The organism is Nannocystis bainbridge (assembly GCF_028368995.1).
Classification (GTDB): domain Bacteria; phylum Myxococcota_A; class Polyangia; order Nannocystales; family Nannocystaceae; genus Nannocystis; species Nannocystis bainbridge.
In genome coordinates, this window is the sequence record NZ_JAQNDL010000003.1 from 310250 (window position 1) to 331376 (window position 21127).

Sequence of the window (21127 nt, forward strand, 5' to 3'; positions counted from 1 at the left end):
CTCAGCGGGCGCACCACAGCTCGTACTCGACCAGCATGTGGTCGATCGACAGCGCCTCGACCACCCGCAGCGTGCCCGCGGTCGGCTTCGTCACCTCGCCGGCCAGGAACTCGGCGATCACCGCGAAGATGGCGTCGAACGAGGCCCGCGGGACCGCGCGCGTGAAGGTGTACTCGATGCGCACGATGTCGCCGACCCCGTAGCCGGCGCCGGCGAGGAACCCCGGCACCTGCTGAAAGATGAACCGCGTCTGCGCCACGGCGTCGCCGGGGAACTGGATCACGCCGTCGGCGTCGTGCGCCCCGATGCCCGACGCGAGGTACAGGTCGGAGACGTTCTTGAGGTTCATGCCCCAGCTGAACAGCCGGCTGAAATCGGGGCCCTTGGCGTACGGGTACGCGGTCTTTTGCAGCGCCATGAGAGTCGCGCCCGTCTTAGCAAGAACCCCGCGCCGAACCCAGTCCCCATCGGCGCCCACGACCACAAATCATCGTACCGACATCACCGCACGTCGGCGCCAATGACAGCTGTCCGCAGAGCTCAATGACAGCTGTCCGCCAGCTCCCCCCGCGCGGCCGGCCGCATACTGCACAGCACGTCCTTGCATGAATCAAACGTCTCACGTATCGACGGCGGAAAATCTCATGCGCGTCCCTGTGATGATTCAGAGCCTAATGCCTATAGTGGAAGTCTCTCCGCCGACCCGTCCGATCGCGCCGCGCGCCCGCGCCCGCCGGTGCTGGCGACGCGCACGGACCGCCGCAGCCGAGTTCGTGCAGCGCTCCACGGATTGCTCGCCACCCGGCCACCGCGGCCACGATCGGGGTCGGGCGTCCGCGCGTGACCTCCGGGACGCTGTCGCCGCCGCGCGGGGGACCCCGCTTGCAAGCGCTTGGCTCCTGGTAGTACCGTGATTCTTCATGCGCGCCCTCGCCCTGACCCTCATCACGCTCGGCGTCCCTTGTCTCTCCGCGTGCAGCGACGACGGCGGCGGCGGAGGCACCAATGCCAGCGCGGGGCCGACCCTGGGCGGGCTCAGCAACCTGACCCTGCCAGGCGACACCTCGACCACCGGCGGCACCGACGGCACGGGCACGAATCCGACCACCACCACCGGCGTCACCGACGCCAACCCGAGCGAGCCCGCGACTACCGACGACAGCGGTTCCGCGCCCAAGTTCGACATCGGCGAGGCGCCCGACGGCGGCCTGCCCCCGGTCGACACCGGCTGCAAGAAGGTCGACCTGCTGTTCGTCATCGACAACAGCGGCAGCATGGCCGACGAGCAGATCAACCTCGTCAACAGCTTCCCCGACTTCGTGTCGGAGATGCAGACCCAATTGATGAACACCGACAGCTACCACGTCGGCGTCGTCAGCAGCGACAGCAACGTCTATAACGGCGCCGGCTGCCAGATGTACGGCGGTCTCATCAATCGCACCGGCGGCGCCAGCTCGAGCAACGCCACCTGCACCCCCTACGCCGGCGGCAAGAACTGGATGAGCGAGACCGACGACCTCGGGTCCAAGTTCGCCTGCGCCGGCCAGGTCGGCACCGGCGGCGACGGCAACGAGCAGCCGATGTACGCCATGCTGCAGGCGGTCCAGCCGCAGTTCAACGGCCCCGGCGCGTGCAACGACGGCTTCATCCGCGAGGACGCGCTGCTGGTCGTCGTGCTCATCACCGACGAGGAGGACGACCACGAGGTCCAGGCCTGCCAGCAATTGCCGCAGTCGGGCTCGCCCGGCGAACCGGGCGATTGGTACACCGGCCTGGTCGCCGCCAAGGGCAATGTCGAGACCAACATCGTCGTCCTGTCGCTGATCGGCCCCGTCAATCCGACCTGCCCCGCGCTCGACAAGTGCAACGGCGGCATCACCGGCGCCGAGCTGTCGTCGCGCATCGTGCAATTCACCGAGATGTTCACCAACGGCTTCGTCGGCCAGATCTGCGCCCCGTCGTACAAGCAGTTCTTCTCGCAGGCGATCGGCCTCATCGACGAGGCCTGCGAGAACTTCATGCCCCCGGGCTGACGCGCGCCGCCGGGCCGCGCGTCGGCCCGACCGCGCTCAACCCATCGCCGTGTCGGCGAGGCCGTAGCCCATCTCCGTCAGGTCGCAGGCCAGGATCGCCACCGCGCAGCTGGTCGTCAGCGCGTTGGCGGCCTGGATCCGGCTGTTGTCGACCCCGTCGAGCAGGCGGTAGAGCCCGCGCAGGCTCCAATTCGCCATGCGGAAGCCGATCTGCGCCCAGAACTCGTCGCCCGCCAGCTCGCCCTGGGCGAACACGACGATCGCCGTCGCCAGCTCGCCGCTGCCGATCACGACCTCGACCACCGCGTCGATGGCCGCGATCACCGCCACGCCTTCGGGCCAGCTGATCGCCCACGCGGTCGAGCCGACCATCCACAGCCCGCCGCACAGCGCCAGCACCCCGTGCGTGACGCCGAACCACCGCGTCTCCGCGTCCTCGAACGCCGCCGCCGCGCCGATGTCGAACGCCGCCGCGACCACCGACGTCGCCCCCCCGATCGCGCTGAACGTCCACACGCTGACGAAATCACCGGACCACTCGCTCGCGCTGCGGGCGATGAACAGCGCCGAATTGACGAGGCTGATGCCGAACTGCGTCCAGCGGATCGCCTCCTCTGCCTGCGACCTCGTCGATTTCTGCTGCGACCCGGTCGACTTGTGGCCGCCGCCCGTCAGCACCGCCGGCACCGCCCCCACCAGCGCGATCAGCCGCAGCATGTCGAGCTTGCGCCCGCGCAGGATCGCCACCTCGATCACCTCGGTCAGGTACGGGACCGTCAGGCGCGACGTCAACGTGCTGCGGGCCATCCCGCCGAGGTCGGCGGTGCGATCGGCGATCCACCCCGCCGTCTCCGTCGTCACCGAGCGGCCCGCCGCCCACATCTTGGGCGGCAGGTCGAGCAGCGCGTCCATCGGCGTGGCGAGCACGTCGCGCCCCTCGAGCAGCGCCTTCGGCAGCGCCGCCGTGGTCGCCTCGCGCTCCGCCGCGGTCGTCGTCTCGTCGAGCTGCGTCGGCCCCTGCTTGCCCTTCGGGTCGTCCGCGAGCTTCGGCCCCGAGCCGGTGAACGCCTCCTCGATCACGTCGACCAGCCATTTGAGCTCATCGAAATCGGGCATCTCGAACCCGCCGACGCCGAACGCCCGACCGAGCGAATTGCCGGACAGCCCCGACCGCACCGGCCGCGCCACCAGCTCGTCGAGCAGCGCCGGGATGTCGCGGATCTGCTCCGCGTAGCCGCCTACTTTGGCAAACTGCTGCTTCGCCAGCTCGTACAGCTCGTCGGACTTGGCGAGGAACTTGTCCCAATTGAAGAGCATCGCCAGGAACTCGATGAAGTCGCGCAGCGCCGCGCCGATGCGCTGCAAGAACGCCTCGATCGCGCCAGCGACCTCGAGCGCACCCGCCACGATCGTGCGGAACATCTGCTTCGAGCCGTCGACGACTCGCTCGCCGACCACCATCACCGCGCCCCACGTCGTCTTCGTGCCGTCGATCGCCAGGTCGCGCGCATCGAGGATGCAGCTGCGGATCGCCTGCTCGCCGGCCCGCACCGCCGCCCCTGCGGCCTTGTTCGCCAGCTTGGCCGCGTCCTCGGCCGCCGAGATCGTCAGCTTCGCCACGTCGCCGCCGAGGTCGACGACCGCGGAGCCGACCGCCGCGCCCGCCTCCTCGACCACGCCCCAGACCTCGTTCCACGACACCTTCTGCCCTGTCTGGATCGACGCCGGCGCCCCGGTCGGCAGCGCGCCCGCGGCATCGCGCATGAACTGGGTCACCGCCTCGCTGGCGTCCTTCCCCATGCTGCTCTTCAGCACCGGTGACTTGCCGGGCGGCGGCTGCTTCAGCGCCGCCACGCTGAGGCGCGCCAGCTGCTGCTGCGCCGCATCGGCCGGTCGCACGATCGTCCAGCAATCGGCGTCCATCCCGGCTGCGCGGATCCGCAGCGTCGGGCAATCGAGCGACTTGGCCGCCAGCACCCGCACGCGCGCCCGCCCGCCGTCGCTGACGCGGACCCTCATGGTCACGTCCGGCTTCCACGCCTCGATCCGCAGCTTGCCGCCGTCGCTGCGGACCACCGTCACCGGCGCGTCGACGCGGACCTCGACCTCGCCCGCGAGCTTGCTCCCGCCGGCGCCGCGCGGCTCGATCGCCACCTCGTACACCGCGCAGCGGACCAGCGAGCCCTTGACCGTCCCGTACTCCCCCGCCGTCGGCACCTTGAGATCGATCTCCCCGATGCCGAAGCCGACGTCGATCGTCTTGTTGGGGAACAGCGACACCGGCAATTCATCGAGCAGCAGCTTGCCGGCCGCGCGCACGTGGACCCGCCGCGCGTCGTGCAGCGCCCGCAGCGGCAGGCCCTCGCCGTCGCCCTGCGTCAACCTGCCCCTCGGCCGCGCGTGCAGGCGTCGCGGCGCCGCGTCGATCGCCAGGCCCTCGGCCAGCGTGTCGAAGTGATAGCAGAGCACCAGCTGCGGCTCGTCGCCGCGAGCCCGGCGCAGCCGCAGCGCGCGTACTTCCTCGAGCGAGCGCCCGCCCTGCCACACCCGCAGCTCGGCGAGCTCGCCCAGGAAATCCTTGCCGATCGCGCCGCCCCTGCGCCCCCCTTCGCGCGCAGCCGCCAGCGGCGCCGCCTGCTGCTCGTGGACGACCCGGCCGTCGACGAACACTCTGCACATTCCGCCGCCGTCGACCGACACGCACAGGTGCTGCCATTCGTCCCCGCGCACCGCCCCGGGCACCTCGATCCGCGACGACCCGACCTTCGCCACGAAATCGACGCGCACCAGCCCCTTTTCCGGCTCCAGCGAGACCTGGAAATGCTCCGGCCCGCCGAGCGCCAGCAGCGACATGCCCGGCCGATCCTTCCGCGGCCGGACCCACGCCTCGACCGCGATCCCCCCGGTGAAATCCGCCGTCACCGCCGGCAGCTCGGCATGATCACCCTTCTCGTCCCACACCAGCGCGCCCGGGCTCGCGCTGCGCAGCGCGTCGAGCTCGGCGCTCTCGCTCGTCTGACCCGCGCCCACCAATTGCCCGTGCCGCTGCAGCGGCCCCGCGTCGCGCACCGCGGCCCCTTCGAGCAGCCCGGCGTAATGCGCCAGCGGCCCCTGCGGCGCGGCCCCCGGCGCTCGCTCCTCCGCCGTGCGCACCCGCGCCAGCAAGCGCACGTCGGCCAGCGTGAACCCGGGCGAGCCCGGATCGGCGAGCCGGATCGACGGCGTCGCCGTGAGCTTCGGCAACGTCCCGACCGCCGCCCGGGGCCCGTCGACGAAGATCGCCGCCGTCCCGTCGGCCGCGAACTCGACCGCGACGTGGGTCCACCGGCCCGCCGTCATCGCCCCCGGCGCCACCAGCTTGAGCACGCCCACGCGCAGCTCGAGCGCCCCGTTCGCCGTCATCACCAGGAGCGGCCCGCCCTCGCCCCAATACCACACCTGCCCGCCCTTGCCCGTCGGCCGGACCCACATCTGAATGCTGAACCCCGCGCCCGCCTCTGCCGCCGAGACCCCGGGAATGTCGATATACCCCTTCGCCGCCACATCCATCACCTTCATCGTCGACTCCTCCGTTCCAACCGTCGCCAGGTCTAGCCGGTTCGCCGCCGCCGCGTCGGCCCATTCCTCGGCGCTCCATCCTTCCTCCACAATGCGCACAGCCGGCCCACGATCGCGCTCCATGCTCCCTCCACAATGCGCAATCACGGCTCCGACGCGCGGTCACGGACGCGGTGATTCCAGCGGAGCCGGGGGGAACGCCCCTGAGGCCGACCGTCACCACGCTCTCGGGACATGTTCGAATCGACATGTCCCTTGCGCCAGCCACAAACTCACCGCGACGGCCGCCCTCGGCTCGGCGAAGCTCTTCTCCCGGCCGGGTCGGCGTGTCGACCCCGCTGCCCGGACCCCGCCGCCCCGCTCCGCGATCGGCGACCGCGCGTGGTCCGCCGCGAGCTCGTGACTTCGCGCCCGTCACCTTTTCCGCGCCGGCCCGTACCCTGCCGACAGATGCAGCTCCCCTGGCCGCTGCGCGACGAGCTCCACGCGCGTCGCCTCGCCCGCGCCCGCGACGGCGACGGCGAGGCCTTCCGCGCGCTCTACCGCGACCTCTACCCCGACGTCGTCCGCTTCGTCGCCCGCCGCGTGCCGGTCCGCGCCGACGCCGAGGACCTGGCCGCGCGGGTGTTCGTCGCCTTCGTCGAGCGGCTCGGCGACTTCGACCGCGCGCGCGGCAGCGTGCGCGGCTGGGTGCTCACCTTCGCCCGCAACGCCGTCATCGATCACCTGCGCAGGCGCCGGCCCGCCGCCGCCCCCGAGCTGCTCGACCTGCTGCCGAGCGACGCCCTCGGCCCCGAGAGCGGCCTCCTCCAGCGCGAGCAGCTCGGCCAGCTCGCCGCTCTCGTCGCGGAGCTGCCCGCCGACGCCCGCGAGCTGCTGGCCCTGCGCTTCGCCGACGGCCTCCGTCACCGTGAGATCGCCGAGGTCCTCGGGCTGCAGGAGGCCGCCGTCAAACAGCGCGTCTCGCGGGTCCTCCGCGACCTCCGCGCCCGCCTCCGCCCCGCCGCGGGCAAGAAAGGAGCCGAAGGTGCCCTGGCTTGATCGCCTCCCCGCTGCGCTCCGCCGCCTCTACCGCGCCGGCGCGCCCGAATCACATGTCCTTAAAGACATGTCCGTTCCACCACTGTCTTTGGAACAGGACCTCATGGCCAGGTTCGCCCGCCGCGCCCCGGCGCCCGCGCGGCCCGGCCTGGCCGGGTTCGTCCGCGGCCACCGCTGGGCCCTCTCGACCGGCCTGGCTGCGATCGCGGTCGCGGCCGCCTGCCGCATGCCCTCCGACTACGACCGCGGCTTCGGCGCGACGGTCTGGTGCGAGGCCGCCGTCGCCGACGTGCACGCCGGCGATCGCCTGCGCGCCGTCGCCGACCGCCTGCAGGAGCGCGCGGGCGCCGAGCAGGTCACGGTGCGCGTCCACGCCGAGCACGACGACCTTGCGACGATCCGCATCGATCTCTGGGGCGAGGCCGCGACCGGGGTCGACGACGCCCTGCTGACCGAGCTCGCCGACGTGCCCGAGCTGCGGCTCGATGGCTGCCGCGTCGAGCCCCTGGTCGAGACGGTCCACGGCACCCTCGGCGGCCGCCTCGGCCTCGAATGGTTCGACCTCGAGCTGCTCGACCGGGACGACGCCGAGGCCGCGCGCGCCGAGATCCTGGAGCGCCTCGAGGCCCGCGGCCTCCGCGGCGACGCCCAGGTCGAGATCTTCGACGACGGCGCCGGCCGCCGCGAGGTCACGATCCGCATCGAGGCCGAGGGCGAACTCACCGAGCCCTGATTCTTTTAGAGGGGACATGTCCGAAAGGACATGGCGGCAAGGCCGCTGCGGGGCTCTGCCCGCGAGGCCCGGGCCACGGTCACACGCCAGCCCGCGCCGGCCCGCAGCGGCGCGCCGATCGGCATGTGCTAAGGTCGCGCGCGCCCGGGTCTTCCCCCGTTGCCGCGCCGTCCGTGACCACCGCCGTCATCGCCGAGAAGCCCTCCGTCGCCCGTGACATCGCCGCTGCGCTCGGCGTCACGGGCCGGCGCGAGAACTGCTTCGAGGGCAACGGCTACCTCGTCACCTGGGCCATCGGTCACCTCGTCGCCCTGGCCCAGCCGCACGAGATCGACCCCGCGTGGAAGCGCTGGAGCCTGTTCACGCTGCCGATGCTGCCCCGGCAATTCCCGCTGGTCGTCCTGCCCGACACGAGCTCGCAGTTCGCCACCGTCAAGCGGGTCATGCTCGACCGCTCGGTCACGCGGATCGTGTGCGCCACCGATGCCGGCCGCGAGGGCGAGCTGATCTTCCGCTACATCTACGAGGCCGCCGGCTGCAAGAAGCCGGTCAGTCGCCTGTGGATCTCGTCGCTGACCCGCGAGGCGATCCTCGACGGCTTCTCGCGCCTGCGCAGCGGCGCCGAATTCGACGACCTCGCCGACGCCGCCCGCGGCCGCAGCCGCGCCGACTGGTTGGTCGGCATGAACCTCTCGCGCGCCTACAGCCTCGTGCTCGATCAGGACATCTCGGTCGGCCGCGTGCAGACCCCGACGCTCGGGATCCTCGTCGCACGCGAACTGGCGATCCGCGACTTCGTCCCCGAGGACTACCGCGAGGTCGTGGCTCGCTTCCAGCCGCGCGTCGACGCCACCCCGCGGCCGGGCGCCTACGAGGGCACGTGGTTCCGCCCGCCGGCCCCGGGCGAGGCCGACGACGAGCCCGCCAAGCGCAAGCGGCTCCCGGCCGACGGCATCGAGGCCGCGGCGATCGTCGCCCGCGCCTTTGCTGGTCAGGCTGCCATCGCCTCGCACAAGGCCGAGACGCGCAAGATCCCCCCGCCCCTGCTTTATGACCTCACCGATCTGCAGCGCCACGCCAACCGCCTCTATGGCATGAGCGCCCAGAAGACCCTCGACGTGGCCCAGGCGCTCTACGAGCGGCACAAGCTGATCAGCTACCCGCGCACCGACAGCCGCCACCTCTCGACCGCCATCGCCGCGACCCTCGAGGGCGTCGCCGCGGCCGTCAGCGGCCGCTATCCCGGCCTCCTGGCCCCCGGCACCGGCCAGCGCCCGCTCGGCCGCCGCTTCGTCGACGACGCCCGCGTCACCGACCACCACGCCATCCTGCCCACCGCCAAGTCGGCGCACGAGGCCAACCTCACCGCCCTCGAGCAGAAGATCTACGACCTGATCTGCCGCCGCCTGCTCGCCGCCTGGCACGACGACTATGTCTATTCGGCGACCACCGTGATCACCACGATCACCACCGCGGGCGAGCCCACGATCGTCGATCACTACGAGAGCCGCGGCACCGCCGTGCAGCAGCCCGGGTGGAAGGTGCTCGAGGTCGGCCACGGCAAGCCGGCCAGCAAATCGCGCAGCAAGACCGGCGGCGCCGAAACCAGCGAGGCCGACCCCGGCGATCAGGCGTTGCCCGCCGGCCTGGCCCGCGGCCAGCCGCAGCAGGTGCTCGCGGCCGACATCGTCGAAAAGCAGACCCGGCCGCCCCCGCGCCACACCGAGGCCACCCTGCTGACCGCGATGGAGACCGCGGGCCGCACGCTCGAGGAGAAGGAGCTGTCCGACGCGATGCGCGACCTCGGCCTCGGCACCCCGGCCACGCGGGCCCAGATCATCGAGACCCTGCTGCGCCGCGAATACGTGGTCCGCGACGGCAAGGCGCTCGCGGCCACCGAGAAGGGCATTCACCTGATCTCGGTCGTCCACCCAGACGTCAAGAGCCCGGCGATGACCGGCGAATGGGAGGCCAAGCTCAAGCGAATGTCGCGCGGCGACGGCGACCTGCCGACCTTCATGGCGGCGATCGAGTCATTCGTCTCCGAGGTCGTCGACCGCGTCACCACCGGCGGCCAGCCGCTCCCGCCGCCGCCAGGCCCGGCGCGTGAGCAGCCCCCGCCGGCCATCCGCAGCAAGCCTCGCCGCGAGCCCCCGGGCGCCCCTCCGCCCGCCTCGGCGGATCCTTCGCAAGAACTCGCCGGCGATGATTTCGCAGCCCCGCCGACGTCACGCCGCCGCGCCAGCGACTCGGGTGATTCGCCCCCCGCGAGCCGGCGCAAGAGCGCAGCTCGTAGTGACGCCGCGGGCGACGGTCGCGCCGCGCCGGCCGCTCGCCGAGACGATCCGGGCGAGCACGAGGAGACCTTCGCAACCTCGGAAGTCATCGCCCCCGCCTCTCGCCGCGAGACCGCGAGCGACCGCTTCGATGCCCCTCCCGCGACCGCGCCTCGCCGAAAGACCGCCAGCGACCCCGGCAAGCCTGCCTCCGCGCCTGCGTCGCGCTTCGCGTCTGCCAGCGACCTCTTTGGTGCCTCACTCGCGAACGCGCCGCCCCAAGGATCCGACGCCGCAGATTGCTCGGCTGTCCCCGCGTCTCGCCCCGCAGCGACCGGCGACCCCTTTGATTCCTCGCCCGCGAGCTCGCCGCACCGCGAACAGGCGCGCGATCCCGCCGCCGACCGCTCGACCGTCCCCACGTCTCGCCGCGGAGCCACCGGCGACCTCTTCGCTGCCTCGCCCGCGAGCGCGCCGCGCCGCGAACACGAGCGCGACACCGCGGCGCGTACCTCTCGCCTCGCGGCCACGGGCGACCTCTTCGAACGCGCGCGTGACTCCGCAGAGCCCTCGACGGTCCGCACCGCTCGCGGAACCACCGGCGACCTCTTCGATACCAACCCCGTGCCCGCCCCTCGCCGCGGGCGCGACAGTGACTCCGCAGAGCGCCCGCCTGCCCCGGCGGCCGCGACCGACGACCTCTTCGCCGCAACGACCTCGTCCCGCCGCAAGACCGCGAGCGAGCGCGCCGCGGCTCCTCCTGCGTCGGCGTCTCGCCGTGCGACCAATGATCGCACCGAGCTCGCATCACGTCCCGGCCCCACGTCGGCCCGCCTCGACGCCCCGACCGCCCCTCACGACATTCCCGCGAGCGCGTCACGCCCCCGCCCGGCCAGCGAGCCATCGACCTCGTCACCGCGTCGCAGCGCCGACCCCGAGTCGCCGCTCTCCGCCCCCGCCGACCTGCGCGCCCTCCTGCGCGCGCGCTTCGGCTTCCCCGACTTCCGCCCCTACCAGGAGGCCGTCTGTCGCACCGCCACGCTCGGTCGCGATCTCCTGCTCGTCATGCCCACGGGGGCCGGCAAGTCGCTCTGCTATCAGCTCCCGGGTATCGCCCGCGGCGGCACCACGCTCGTCATCAGCCCGCTCATCGCCTTGATGGAAGATCAGGCCGGCCGACTCTCCGCCCAGGGCTTTCGCGCCGAGCGCATTCACTCCGGCCGCAGCCGCACCGAATCGCGGCAGGCCTGCCTCGATTATTTGGCGGGCAAGCTCGATTTCCTGTTCATCGCCCCCGAGCGCCTGCGGGTGCCAGGATTCCCGGAGATGCTCGCCCGCCGCACCCCGGCGCTGGTCGCCGTCGACGAGGCCCACTGCATCTCGCAATGGGGTCACGACTTTCGCCCCGACTATCGCATGCTCGGCCAGCGGCTGCCCGCCCTGCGTCCGGCGCCGATCATCGCCCTCACGGCGACCGCCACGCCCACCGTCCAGGACGACATCGTCGCCCAGTTGGGCCTGCGCGACGCCGGCCGCTTCATCCACGGCTTTCGTCGCACCAACATCGCCATCGAGGTCATCGCCCGCAACCCGGGCGAGCGCGCCGACGCGATCTGCGAGCTGCTGTCCGAGCGCGCGCGCCGGCCCGCGATCGTCTACGCCGCCACCCGCAAGAGCGCCGAGGAGCTGGCGCAGGCCCTCGGTCCGCGGCTCGCCGCCGCCTACCACGCCGGCATGGGCAACGAGGACCGCGATCGCGTGCAGTCGGCCTTCTTGGCCGGCCAGCGCGAGATCATCGTCGCCACCACCGCCTTCGGCATGGGCATCGACAAGGCCGACGTGCGCACGATCGTCCACGCGGCGCTGCCCGGCAGCCTCGAGGGTTATTATCAGGAGATCGGGCGCGCCGGCCGTGACGGCGGGCCGGCGCGAGCGGTGCTGTTCCACGCCTACGTCGATCGCAAGACCCACGAGTTCTTCCACGAGCGCGACTACCCCGAGCCGCGTGCGATCGAGGCGATCTTCACCAAGCTGCCGCGCACGCCGACCGCTCGCGCCGCCGTCAACAAGAGGCGCAGCCGCGCCGGTCGAGAGGCGTTCGAGCGGGCGCTCGAGAAGCTGCTCATCCACGGCGGCGCGATCGAAGCCAACGACGAGATCAGCAAGGGCGCGCCGACCTGGAAGGCCGGCTACGCCGCCCAGCGCGAGCACAAGCAGCTCCAGCTCGAGGGCATGGCCCGCTTCGCCGAGGGCCACGGCTGCCGGATGGTGCGGCTCATCCGTCACTTCGGCGATCAGGAGGACCGCGGCGAGGCTTGTGGGATCTGCGACGCCTGCGCCCCCGATCGTTGCATCGCCCAGGAATACCGCGCCCCCAGCCCGAGCGAGCAGGTCCACGTCGCGCGCCTGCTCGCGGCGCTGTCGCAGGGCGACAGTCAGGCCACCGGCCGGCTCCACCGCGAGACGTTCCCCGACGACGAGATCGATCGCCGCTCCTTCGAACACCTGCTCGGCGGCCTGGTCGCGGCCGGCCTCGTGACCCTCGAGGAGGCGTCGTTCACCAAGCGCGGCAAGGCCATCCCGTTCCAGCGCGCGACGCTGACGCCCGCCGGCAAATCGCACGACATGACGGTCGCCGGGCTGAAGCTGCCGAAGGCGGCCGCGGCCAAGAAATCGAAGGCGACGACCTCGCGCCGCCGTGCGGCCCGTCCGGCGGTCGCCAAGCGCAAGACCGCCAAGCGCAAGACCACCAAGCGCAAGACCACGACCAAGCGCAAGCGTGCGCCGGCCAGCGACGATTGACGGCAGGTTCCATGTGTTCCAAGGCGAGGACGTGACGGTGATGACCCGTCCGGGCCAGGCGTCGTTCGCCGCGAATTGCCGCCGGATCGAGCCGACCCGCACCGCGTTCGCGGGGTGAATCGCGCACCGACCCCTGCTGTGCAGAACGGCGCTGCACGGTTCACCCTGGGAGGGATTCATTGTGCCGGCGCCGCCTCGGCGACACGGTTGACAGCCGCTCCTGCGGAGCGGATCCTCCTGCCCCCAAACCTCCCTCGACACGATCGCAGATGCACGACCACGATTGGCCGACCCTCCTGCGCGCAATCAGCGAGCGCCTGTTCGAAGTCACCGACGAGGATGCCCGCGAGGCGGCGTGGTTCGCCGCCGCCGAAGGCGACACCGAGCGCGAGGCGCTCGAAGCCCGGACGCGGACCGCGTCGCGCTGGCTGGGCTTCCCCGGCGCCACCGAGGAGGAGATCGCAGCGCGCGAGCGTGAGCTCGGGGTCCGGTTCCCCGACGACTACCGGTCGTTTCTCCGCGCCAGCAATGGCTTCCTGAGCATGGCCGGCTTCCCCTATGGCATGTGTTCGTTGAGCCCCGTGCAGCAGGTCGGCTGGTTCCGCGACCTCGACAGCGCCGGACGGCTCAAGGCCTATCGGCGCGACTTCGCCGATGCCGATCCGGATGCGCTCCCCGACGATTGGGCCGTCCCGTTCGAAGAATTCGAGCGGACGCTGCTCATCGGAGAGAGCGACGGCAACGAATGCATCCTCCTCCTCCCGCCCGGCCCCGACAACGACTGGGAGCTGTGGACCTACGATCCGGAGGCGGGCTTCGGCGGGGAGTCGTTTCGCGCGCTCATGGAGCACGGACTCCGCCACGAGTAAAATCAGTGGACTTCTTCCTTGTCGATCTTGACCTCGATCCGGCGGCCCTCGGCGCTGTCCTGGATCTGCACGTCCACGTGGCCGTCGACCCCGTCGGCTTGCAGCTGCTCGAGGATCTCCTGCTTCGCCGCCTCGGGTGACAGCTCGTGGCTGACCTCGATCACCGGCAGGTCGGCCGGGCCGCCGATCGCCGGGGCTGTCGTGATCGTCGCGTTCGCCAGCGCCGGGAAGTTCGCCTCGAGGTCTGCCGTCAGCGCCGCGCCTGGCGGCAGCGAGGTTGCGAACAGCTCGATCTCCAGCGACGAGCCCGCCTGATCGTCCCGCTGCAGGCGCACCGTCGTCGCGCCCGTCTCCACCGCCTTGCCCTCGAGGTGCTTGGCGATCGCCTGGGCCGTCGCGTGGTCGAGGTCGGCGTCCGCGATCTTCACGGTGATGCCGGGCATCTCGGCGAGCTCCGCCGCCCGGGCCTGGACCTCCGGGTCGGGTTGGCAGGCCATGGCTGCGAGCGAGGCGAGGACGAGGGCGAGCGAGGCGATGGTGGTGCGCATGAAGTCTCCGTTGCCTCGCTCTACGGGCCGCGCAGAAAAAGGTGACAGTCGCTCGCTCGCCGCCGGCCCGGGCGAGATCGCGCCGCGCATCGCCGCGGCCAATCATCACACCATCGAGCCCACCGCCGCTCGCTGGTCGCGTCGGCGCCGCGATCCATCTTGATCGCAAACCTCATGGATCTCTCGAAGTTCGCGCGACGCTCCGGCCCGCTGGCGTTTGCGATGACGATCGCCGCCCAGGCCTGGACAGCCCACGCCGCCCCGGCGCCGACCCTCGCCGCGGCCGCCGACGAGACCCTGCGGCTGCGCGGGCGGGTCCTCGATCGCCAGGGCCGTCCGCTCGCCGGCGTCACCGTCGAGGCGTTCGACTTCGCCGCGCCGGTGCAGCGGCCCGCCGTCGTCAGCGGGCCCGACGGGCGCTTCGCCGTGCCGGACCTGGCCCGGCGCTCGCTGCTGCTGCGGCTCAGCCACCACTCGCACTACGTCGAGTGGATCCCGCTCGATTTGCAGCGGCCGGCGCGGGTCACCACCGTCGACGCCGGCGCGCTCGTTTTGACCGCGCGCCGGTCCGGGCGCGTGCGGCTGATGTTCGTCGGCGACACCATGTTCGGGCGCCGCTTCGTCGACGCCGACGAGGACGGCGTCGAGGGCGAGGCCGGCGACCTGATCCGCCCCGACTCGCGCACCGCCGACGCCGCGCGGGTGCTGCGATTCGTCGGCGACGTCCTGGCCTCCGCCGATTACACCGTCGCCAACCTCGAGTGCGTCGTCACCGATCGCCCGGACACGCCGCACCCCTACAAGCCGTACGTCCTGCACTCGCACCCCGACACGATGCGCGGTCTCGTGAATGTCGGCGTCGACGCCGTCAGCTCCGGCAACAATCACGTGTTCGATTTCCTGGCCGCCGGCGTCAGCGACACCCTCACCGCCCTCGCCGCCGCCGGGCTCGACGACACCGGCGCGGGCGCCAGCGAGAGCGCCGCCCTCGGCACCGCGATCGCGCGCACGCTGAACAAGGTCGACCTCGCGCTGCTGGGCCTCTCGCACATGCGCTTCGACGGCCCCGACCTCGCGGCCTACCGCCTCGTCGCCGCCGATCCGGCCAAGAGCGGGGCGCTCTACGCCTCGGCGGACAACCTCGGCCAATTCCTCGCCGACGCCGGTGAGGCGTTCGCGGTGCCGATGCTGCACGGCGGCGACGAGTACGCCCGCTATCCGACCGCCGACATGCGCGCGCTGTTCGTCGCCGCGATCGAGGGCGGCGCCGGCCTGGTCGTCGCTCACCACCCGCACGTGCTGCAGGGCGTCGGCGTGGTCGACGGGCCCGACGCGCCGCGGTTCGTGCTCATGTCGCTCGGCAATTTTTTGTTCGACCACACCCGCCACGACACCGTCGACTCGGCGATCGCCGTGGTCGACGTCGAGGCGCGCGCCGACGGCGGCCACGACGTCGCGCGCGTCGAGCTGATCCCGCTGCGCCTCGACGGCTACGTGCCGCGGCTGCTCGCCGGCGCGGCGCTGGCCCGCGTCGGCCGCTCGCTCGGCCACCTCTCGACCAGCCTGCCCACCCATACTCGCGACGGTCTGCGCGGCGCCGTCGTGTTCCCCTCGCGCCACCGCGTGCTCGCGTTCGCCGACGCGAGCCACTACCGGGTCACCGACACCCGCGAGCCGGTCCACCTCGCCGTGCTCGGCCGCGACAGCGGCGCGGTGACGTTCGCCCGCCGCGGCCCGGCCGACAGCCTCGCGCGCGTCGACACCGAAGTGCCCGCCGACATCGTGCTCGGCCGCGACCTCCTCGATCACGGCGACTTCGAGGACCTCGACGTCGACGGCGAGGTCGGCGACGCCTTCGGCTGGGACCTGAGCCCTGCCGCGTTCGTCCAGGGCCGCACCGTGCGCCACGGCGTGCGCGCGGCGGTCCTGCGGCGCGCCGTCACCGACGCCGACACGACCTCCCTGGTGACCCGCCGCCGCGTCCCGATCGACGGCGACAAGCCGATCACGATCCGCGGCTACCTGCGCGGCGAGGCGGCCGGGGCCGTGGTCGTGCGCGCCCGCTTCTTCGCCGACGACGCCCTGCTCGCCGAACAGGTGGTGTTCACGCAGAAGCCCGGCAGCTACGACTGGGCCCGCTTCTCCACCACCGTCAGCCCGCCGCCGGGCGCCCGCGGGATGCACCTGTCGTTTCGCCAGGATCGACCGGCGCGCGGCACCGGCGTGGCCTTCCTCGACGACGTGGCCGCGATCCAATGGGAGCGCACGGTCGCGGCCGGCGAGGCGATCCCGACCCCCAACGACTGGGACTTCGTCCGCTTCCGCGACGTCGCGCCGAACACCACCCGCCTCGACGCCGTGTTCACCCACCGCCGCTACGCCGCGAACTGAGGCGCCACGCCGCGGACCGAGGCGCAGCCGCGCTCACGTGCGCACGGTCGGGGCTGGGCCGTGCCAGGTCGGCGCTTCGCTGACGCGGAACACCTCGCGCAGCTCGCTCGCGCTCTGGAACCGGCGCGCCGGGTCCTTCTCGAGCGCGCGGAGGATCAGCGCCTCCCACTCGAGCGGGATGTCGGGGCGGAGCAGCCGCGGCGCCGGCACCGGATCCTGGCAGTGGGCCAGGCCGAGGGCGATCGGCGACGGCGCGCTGAACGGCGGCCGGCCGGTCAGCGCGTGGTAGAGCATCGCCCCGAGCGCGTAGATGTCGGTGCGGGCGTCGACCTGGCCGCCGCGGACCTGCTCCGGCGCCATGTACTCGGGCGTGCCGACGACCATGTTGGTCGCCGTCATCCCCGACTCGGCCAGCGGGCGGGCGATCCCGAAGTCGATGATCTTGACCTGGCGATCGCCCGCGAGCAGCACGTTGGCCGGTTTGAGATCGCGGTGGATCACCCCGGCCGCGTGGGCCGCCGCCAGGCCGTCGCACAGCTGCTCCGCGATCGGCCGCAGCTGCGCGGCGGGCAGGGCCCCGATCCGCTTGAGCCGGGCCGCCAGGCTCTCGCCGGCCACGTACTCCATCGAAAGGAACAGCAGCCCGTTCTCCTCGCCGAGGTCGTGCAGACGCACGACGTTGGGGTGGGAGATCCGCCTGGCCGTGCTGGCCTCGCGGCGCAGGCGATCGGCGGCGCTGGGGTCGAGCAGGCCGAGGCCGGCGACCACCTTGAGCGCGACCTCCTCGCCGAGCTGTTCGTCGCGCGCGAGGTAGACCGCACCCATGCCGCCGGCGCCGAGCAGGCGCACGACGACGAAGCGATTGGCGACCCGCTGGCCAGGCCGGACCTGGCCGGCGATCAGGCTCTCGGCCTCACCGGCCGCGGCCGAGACCGCCGCGCGCTGGGCCGGCGCGGGCCCGAGAGCGGCGATGCTCTGGGTCGCGACCGCCAGCCGCTGCAGCTTGGCGTTGAGCTCGAAGTCGACGTTGCAGACGATGGTCTCGAGCGACTGCACGCGCTGCTCGAGGATCTTTCGCTCCTCGACCAGCGCCTTGCGCTCTTCCATCAGAGCCTTGAGCTGGCCGGCGTCGCCGCCCTGGCCCGACTCGAGCTCCTTCATCCGCTGCTCGTGCTTGAAGCGGAGGTACTTCGGGCCGAGCAGCCCGAGGACCACGCTGATGAAGAAGAAGATCGGGACGAGGACCTCGGCCATACGCTCTTCTTCTTACATCTCCGCTCCGGACAGCGGGCGAGCGGGCGGCGAATTGCCGCCGGGGCTCAGACCTTCTCGCCGCGGGCGCGGAGCTCCGCGACCACGATCTCGATGCCCCGCTTGTCGATCACGCGCAGGCCGTGGGCGCTGACCCGCAGGGTGACCCAGCGGTCCTCGCTCGGCACGAAGAAGCGCTTGCGGTGCAAGTTGGGGATGTTCCGCTTGTGCGTGCGGACGTGCGAATGCGACACATTCATGCCGCCCTGAGGGCGCTTCCCGGTGACCTGACAGACTTGCGACATAAAGCGGCCTTGTGCGTTGGAGGGGCGGGAAAGTAGCCGCGGGCTCCCGGGGGTGTCAAGGGAACTCCCGCCGCCCCGCCGCCCGCGATCGCGGCCCGGCCCTCGCCCCGGCCGCGGCGCCCTGGCCTGGACCCCTGGCGCAGCAGACGCTCGAATCTGCCGCTTTGGGCCGCTCCCGGGGCTTCCTGGGGCTCCCGGCGGCCTCGCCGCCCGTGCGCTAGCGCTCGCGCCACTGGCGCCTTGCTGCCGCTGGCCGCCGCCGAAACGAATGGCCCTGATTTAACGCCGACCGGCAGGCGGGCAGATCTTGCTGGATCGCGGCCGGCCGAACGGCCCTGCGCCGGGCGGACGCCTACAGCGCACGCGAGGCGCCGCGATCTCCCGCGAGCGCCGGCGTCGAGATCTGCGCGCGGACCGCCTGCACCGGTGGACATGTCCCACGGGACATGTCTGAAAAACCACGTACGAAAGGGCACGTCCCGCAGGACATGCCCTTTCGTTCATGCGTACGAATGGACCGGGTCAGGGCTCAGGGCGCGGCGCCCTCGTCGATCCACTGCTCGACCAGCGCGATCTTGTCGGCGGCGAGCGGCGGGCCGCCCTTGGGCATCTGCGCCGGGTTGCCGTTGAACGGGCCGTCGCCGCTGGTGCCTTTGAGCTTGGCCAGGAAGTACGACGCGGCCGCGTCGCCGGGCGCGATCCGCTTGAAGCCGGCGGCCTGGGTCGAGTCGACGTCGACGATCGCCGTATAGGCGGAGGCGGCGTCGGAGAACGTCAGGCCGCCGCTGCCCTGGGTGTGACAGCCGCAGTTGCCGGCGATCGCGGCCGGGAACACGTCGGTCTCCCAGCTGAGGCCATCGCCGGTGGTGGTCGTCGTGGTCGTCTCCGGCTCCGTCGAGGTGCCGGGCTCGGTGGTGGTGGTCCCGGGCTCGGTGGTGGTGGTCCCGGGCTCCTCGGTGGTGGTGCCGGGCACGGTCGTCGAGTCCGTGTCCGTGGCGGTGGTGGTGGTCGTCGTCGTCGGCTCACCCGTGGTCGGCTCGTCGGTGGTCGACTCGGTCGCCGTGGACGTGCCGTCGGTCGTCGAGGCCGTATCGTCGGTCGTGGTCGTGCCGGGGGTGACGTTCGCGTCGGTGGCATTGCCGTCGTCACCACAAGCGACGAGCGGCAAGGTCAGCAAACTGAAAGTGAAAATCAATTGAAGCGAGTTCTTCATCGCGGCGGGACACTATCACGAGTCTCCGCAGCCAGAAGCGCCGACCGCCGCGCTCGGGGTCGTCCCGAGCGCGGCGGTAGGCCACTTCATTTGCGACGTCTGAGGTCGCACGCACCCATCAATCGTCGAGCGCGCCGGCGGTGATCCACGCCTCGATCTTGTCGAGGTCCGCGTCGCTCAGCGCGGCCGCGGGCGGCGGCGGCATGGCGGTACCGTTGCCGCCCACCTCGACGTGCGTGTTCTTGATCTTGTGCCACAGGTAGCTGTCGTCGGGCTCCCCCGCCGCGACCAGCTGCATCGAGGCGAGCTCGATCGACTGCTGGCCGACGAGCTCGCCGTACGAGTCGCCGGGGGTGATCACGAACCAACCGGAGGCCGAGCCGCCGGCCACGTGACAGCCCGTGGTGCAGTTGGCGTCCCAGATCGGTTGGATGTCGGTCTCGTAGCTGATCGCGACCGGGTTGGTGGTCGCCGTGTCGGTGTCTTCCGTGGTGCTCGTGCCGTCAGTGCCGTCGGTACCATCGGTGCCATCGGTGGTGGTCGTCGGCTGGTTGGTGTTGTTGGTGGTCGCGTTGGTGCCGTCGGTGGTGGTGTCGTCGGTGTCCGAATCACCACCCCCGTTGTCGCCGCACGCGGCAGCGGCGAAAATCATCACGGCAAACGAGGCCTGGCGGGCGCTCGAAATCCAGGGCATGGAAACACTGCTCATAGCGCAACAATCGATACCATTTCATCACTGGCGTGATCAAGCGTCCAATCGCGGATGGGGCGAGAAAGCCCCAGGGCGCTCCCCGAATCATCTTGCCTTCAAGACAGGCTCTTCGTGACAGGTGGCTGCGGAGAGCCCGCGAGTGGCCCGTGCTAACCTCGCAGTCCGTGAGCCTCCTGCGCGCATTGCCGGCGATCGGGCTCGCGCTCGCGCTCACGGGCTGCGGGGCGCCGCTCGCATACTCGCGCTTCGTCGCCGAGACGCCGTACAGCACGGCGCCGCTGCCCGCACGCGCCCACGTGTTCCTGATCGCGGGCGGCTCCGACGTCGCCAACTTCGCTGCCGAGGTCGCTGCACAGCGCGAGCTGCTGCGCACCCGCGGCGTGCAGGCCGACGAGATCGCGTGCTACTGGGCCCAGCCGACGCGGGAGGCGTTCCGCCGCGACCGTGCGCAGTACCGTCGCCTCGCGGCCGCGCTCGTCGACTGTTACCCGGCCGCCACGGCGATCGTGCGCGAGCACCTGGCCCGCGCGGCCGCGAGCGAGCCGCCGTTCCTCTACGTCTACGTCAGCACCCACGGGCTGAGCTCGCTGCTGCCCCCGGATGTCCCGAAGGACCTGCTCGAAGCGCCAGATGCGGCGATGCTCGACCAGTACGCGCTGCAGCTGGCGGCCGGGCCGGGCCGCGGGTTCCACCCGGCGTTCCTGATGGCGGCCCGCCGCGCCGGCGCGCCGACCGACGACCTGGTGTTCTCGCCGGGCATGCTGGCCCGCGCGCTGCAGGCGTTGCCCGCTGCGACGCCGAAGGTGGTGGTGCTGCAGGCCTGCCACGCCGGCGGCTTCGCCCCCGCGCTCGCGCAGGTGCCGGGCCTGGTCGGCCTGGCCGCGGCCCGCCACGACCGCACCAGCTTCGGCTGCGACCCCGGCCCCGACATGACGATCTTCGGCGCGATCTACATCCGCCTGCTGGAGCGCCGCCTCGGCGAGCCCGCAGCCCTGCCCTCGCTCGACTGGCACGCGCTCTACAAGCAATTGCAGGCCGAGGTCACCCGCGCCGAGGCCGCCCAGGGCGCGACGCCGTCGCTGCCGGTGCTGCTCGAGAGCGCGGCGCCGGAGCCGTAGCGGCGCCGCGGACAGGTCCTCGAGGACATGTCCTTCGGGACATCTTCCTTAAAAAAACGGCGCTCGTCATGACAATGCCCGAAGGACATGTGCTTTCGGCCAGCCATGCGATCCGCCCGCGCGGCCCGCGGTCGCAGCATGGCCCGGAGGACATGCCCGATCGGTCAGCCTCGCGTGCCCCCGACGCTCGCCGCGCTCACGACCCCAGCCGATGCGCCGCGAGCCGGCTGGGCGCCCGCGAATCGAGCGCCGCCGCGCGAGCCGGACGGACCTGTCC

14 protein-coding genes are annotated in these 21127 nt (G+C 72.0%); 7 read left to right on the forward strand and 7 right to left on the reverse strand.

The features are described 5' to 3' along the window. Position 1: 1 nt before the first annotated feature. The gene (locus POL25_RS26660; RefSeq protein WP_272089020.1) at positions 2-418 is read right to left on the reverse strand and encodes a Rid family hydrolase; all 417 of its coding nucleotides are present in this window, start codon (positions 416-418) and stop codon (positions 2-4) included. Positions 419-920: 502 nt separating this feature from the next. On the opposite strand from POL25_RS26660, the gene POL25_RS26665 reads away from it, so the two are divergent. Continuing rightward, a complete protein-coding gene (locus POL25_RS26665; RefSeq protein WP_272089021.1) occupies positions 921-2033 on the forward strand; it encodes a vWA domain-containing protein in 1113 nt (370 codons plus the stop codon). A gap of 36 nt (positions 2034-2069) precedes the next feature. Here POL25_RS26665 and POL25_RS26670 read toward each other — a convergent pair whose 3' ends face one another. Beyond that, the gene (locus tag POL25_RS26670) at positions 2070-5591 is read right to left on the reverse strand and encodes a LamG domain-containing protein (protein ID WP_272089022.1); all 3522 of its coding nucleotides are present in this window, start codon (positions 5589-5591) and stop codon (positions 2070-2072) included. Between the two features lie 450 nt (positions 5592-6041). On the opposite strand from POL25_RS26670, the gene POL25_RS26675 reads away from it, so the two are divergent. The 4 genes from POL25_RS26675 to POL25_RS26690 all read left to right on the forward strand — a co-directional run bounded on the left by POL25_RS26675 (position 6042) and on the right by POL25_RS26690 (position 13312). Continuing rightward, positions 6042-6632 (forward strand): RNA polymerase sigma factor, encoded by a 591-nt coding sequence (locus tag POL25_RS26675; RefSeq protein WP_272089023.1) that lies wholly within the window; start codon positions 6042-6044, stop codon positions 6630-6632. A gap of 67 nt (positions 6633-6699) precedes the next feature. Next, positions 6700-7365: a hypothetical protein gene (locus tag POL25_RS26680; RefSeq protein WP_272089024.1), complete on the forward strand. Its 666-nt coding sequence runs from the start codon at positions 6700-6702 to the stop codon at positions 7363-7365. A gap of 173 nt (positions 7366-7538) precedes the next feature. Beyond that, on the forward strand, positions 7539-12443 hold the full coding sequence (locus POL25_RS26685) for a DNA topoisomerase 3 (protein ID WP_272089025.1): 4905 nt from the start codon (positions 7539-7541) through the stop codon (positions 12441-12443). A 179-nt stretch (positions 12444-12622) separates the two neighbouring features. After that, the gene (locus tag POL25_RS26690) at positions 12623-13312 is read left to right on the forward strand and encodes an SMI1/KNR4 family protein (protein ID WP_272089026.1); all 690 of its coding nucleotides are present in this window, start codon (positions 12623-12625) and stop codon (positions 13310-13312) included. Positions 13313-13314: 2 nt separating this feature from the next. On the opposite strand, the gene POL25_RS26695 is transcribed toward POL25_RS26690, so the two are convergent. Then, on the reverse strand, positions 13315-13860 hold the full coding sequence (locus tag POL25_RS26695) for a hypothetical protein (RefSeq protein ID WP_272089027.1): 546 nt from the start codon (positions 13858-13860) through the stop codon (positions 13315-13317). A gap of 174 nt (positions 13861-14034) precedes the next feature. Here POL25_RS26695 and POL25_RS26700 point away from each other — a divergent pair, with 174 nt between their 5' ends. After that, positions 14035-16251, forward strand: coding sequence for a CapA family protein (locus POL25_RS26700; protein WP_272089028.1), 2217 nt, complete (start codon positions 14035-14037; stop codon positions 16249-16251). Between the two features lie 33 nt (positions 16252-16284). On the opposite strand, the gene POL25_RS26705 is transcribed toward POL25_RS26700, so the two are convergent. The 4 genes from POL25_RS26705 to POL25_RS26720 form a co-directional block, all read right to left on the reverse strand. Beyond that, positions 16285-17505: a serine/threonine-protein kinase gene (locus POL25_RS26705; RefSeq protein ID WP_272089029.1), complete on the reverse strand. Its 1221-nt coding sequence runs from the start codon at positions 17503-17505 to the stop codon at positions 16285-16287. Positions 17506-17570: 65 nt separating this feature from the next. Further along, positions 17571-17807 (reverse strand): 50S ribosomal protein L28, encoded by a 237-nt coding sequence (gene rpmB, locus POL25_RS26710; protein ID WP_272089030.1) that lies wholly within the window; start codon positions 17805-17807, stop codon positions 17571-17573. Positions 17808-18336: 529 nt separating this feature from the next. Continuing rightward, a complete protein-coding gene (locus tag POL25_RS26715) occupies positions 18337-19020 on the reverse strand; it encodes a hypothetical protein (protein WP_272089031.1) in 684 nt (227 codons plus the stop codon). A gap of 118 nt (positions 19021-19138) precedes the next feature. Further along, a complete protein-coding gene (locus POL25_RS26720; RefSeq protein ID WP_272089032.1) occupies positions 19139-19714 on the reverse strand; it encodes a hypothetical protein in 576 nt (191 codons plus the stop codon). Between the two features lie 182 nt (positions 19715-19896). Here POL25_RS26720 and POL25_RS26725 point away from each other — a divergent pair, with 182 nt between their 5' ends. Beyond that, positions 19897-20850, forward strand: coding sequence for a C13 family peptidase (locus tag POL25_RS26725; protein ID WP_272089033.1), 954 nt, complete (start codon positions 19897-19899; stop codon positions 20848-20850). The last annotated feature ends 277 nt before the right edge of the window (positions 20851-21127 follow it).

Coding starts and splice junctions, on each gene's coding strand:
- POL25_RS26720 (WP_272089032.1), bottom strand. CDS start 19,714: ATGCCCTGGATTTCGAGCGCCCGCCAGGCCTCGTTTGCCGTGATGATT.
- POL25_RS26665 (WP_272089021.1), top strand. CDS start 921: ATGCGCGCCCTCGCCCTGACCCTCATCACGCTCGGCGTCCCTTGTCTC.
- POL25_RS26700 (WP_272089028.1), top strand. CDS start 14,035: ATGGATCTCTCGAAGTTCGCGCGACGCTCCGGCCCGCTGGCGTTTGCG.
- POL25_RS26695 (WP_272089027.1), bottom strand. CDS start 13,860: ATGCGCACCACCATCGCCTCGCTCGCCCTCGTCCTCGCCTCGCTCGCA.
- POL25_RS26705 (WP_272089029.1), bottom strand. CDS start 17,505: ATGGCCGAGGTCCTCGTCCCGATCTTCTTCTTCATCAGCGTGGTCCTC.
- POL25_RS26675 (WP_272089023.1), top strand. CDS start 6,042: ATGCAGCTCCCCTGGCCGCTGCGCGACGAGCTCCACGCGCGTCGCCTC.
- POL25_RS26680 (WP_272089024.1), top strand. CDS start 6,700: ATGTCCGTTCCACCACTGTCTTTGGAACAGGACCTCATGGCCAGGTTC.
- POL25_RS26670 (WP_272089022.1), bottom strand. CDS start 5,591: ATGAAGGTGATGGATGTGGCGGCGAAGGGGTATATCGACATTCCCGGG.
- POL25_RS26715 (WP_272089031.1), bottom strand. CDS start 19,020: ATGAAGAACTCGCTTCAATTGATTTTCACTTTCAGTTTGCTGACCTTG.
- rpmB (WP_272089030.1), bottom strand. CDS start 17,807: ATGTCGCAAGTCTGTCAGGTCACCGGGAAGCGCCCTCAGGGCGGCATG.
- POL25_RS26660 (WP_272089020.1), bottom strand. CDS start 418: ATGGCGCTGCAAAAGACCGCGTACCCGTACGCCAAGGGCCCCGATTTC.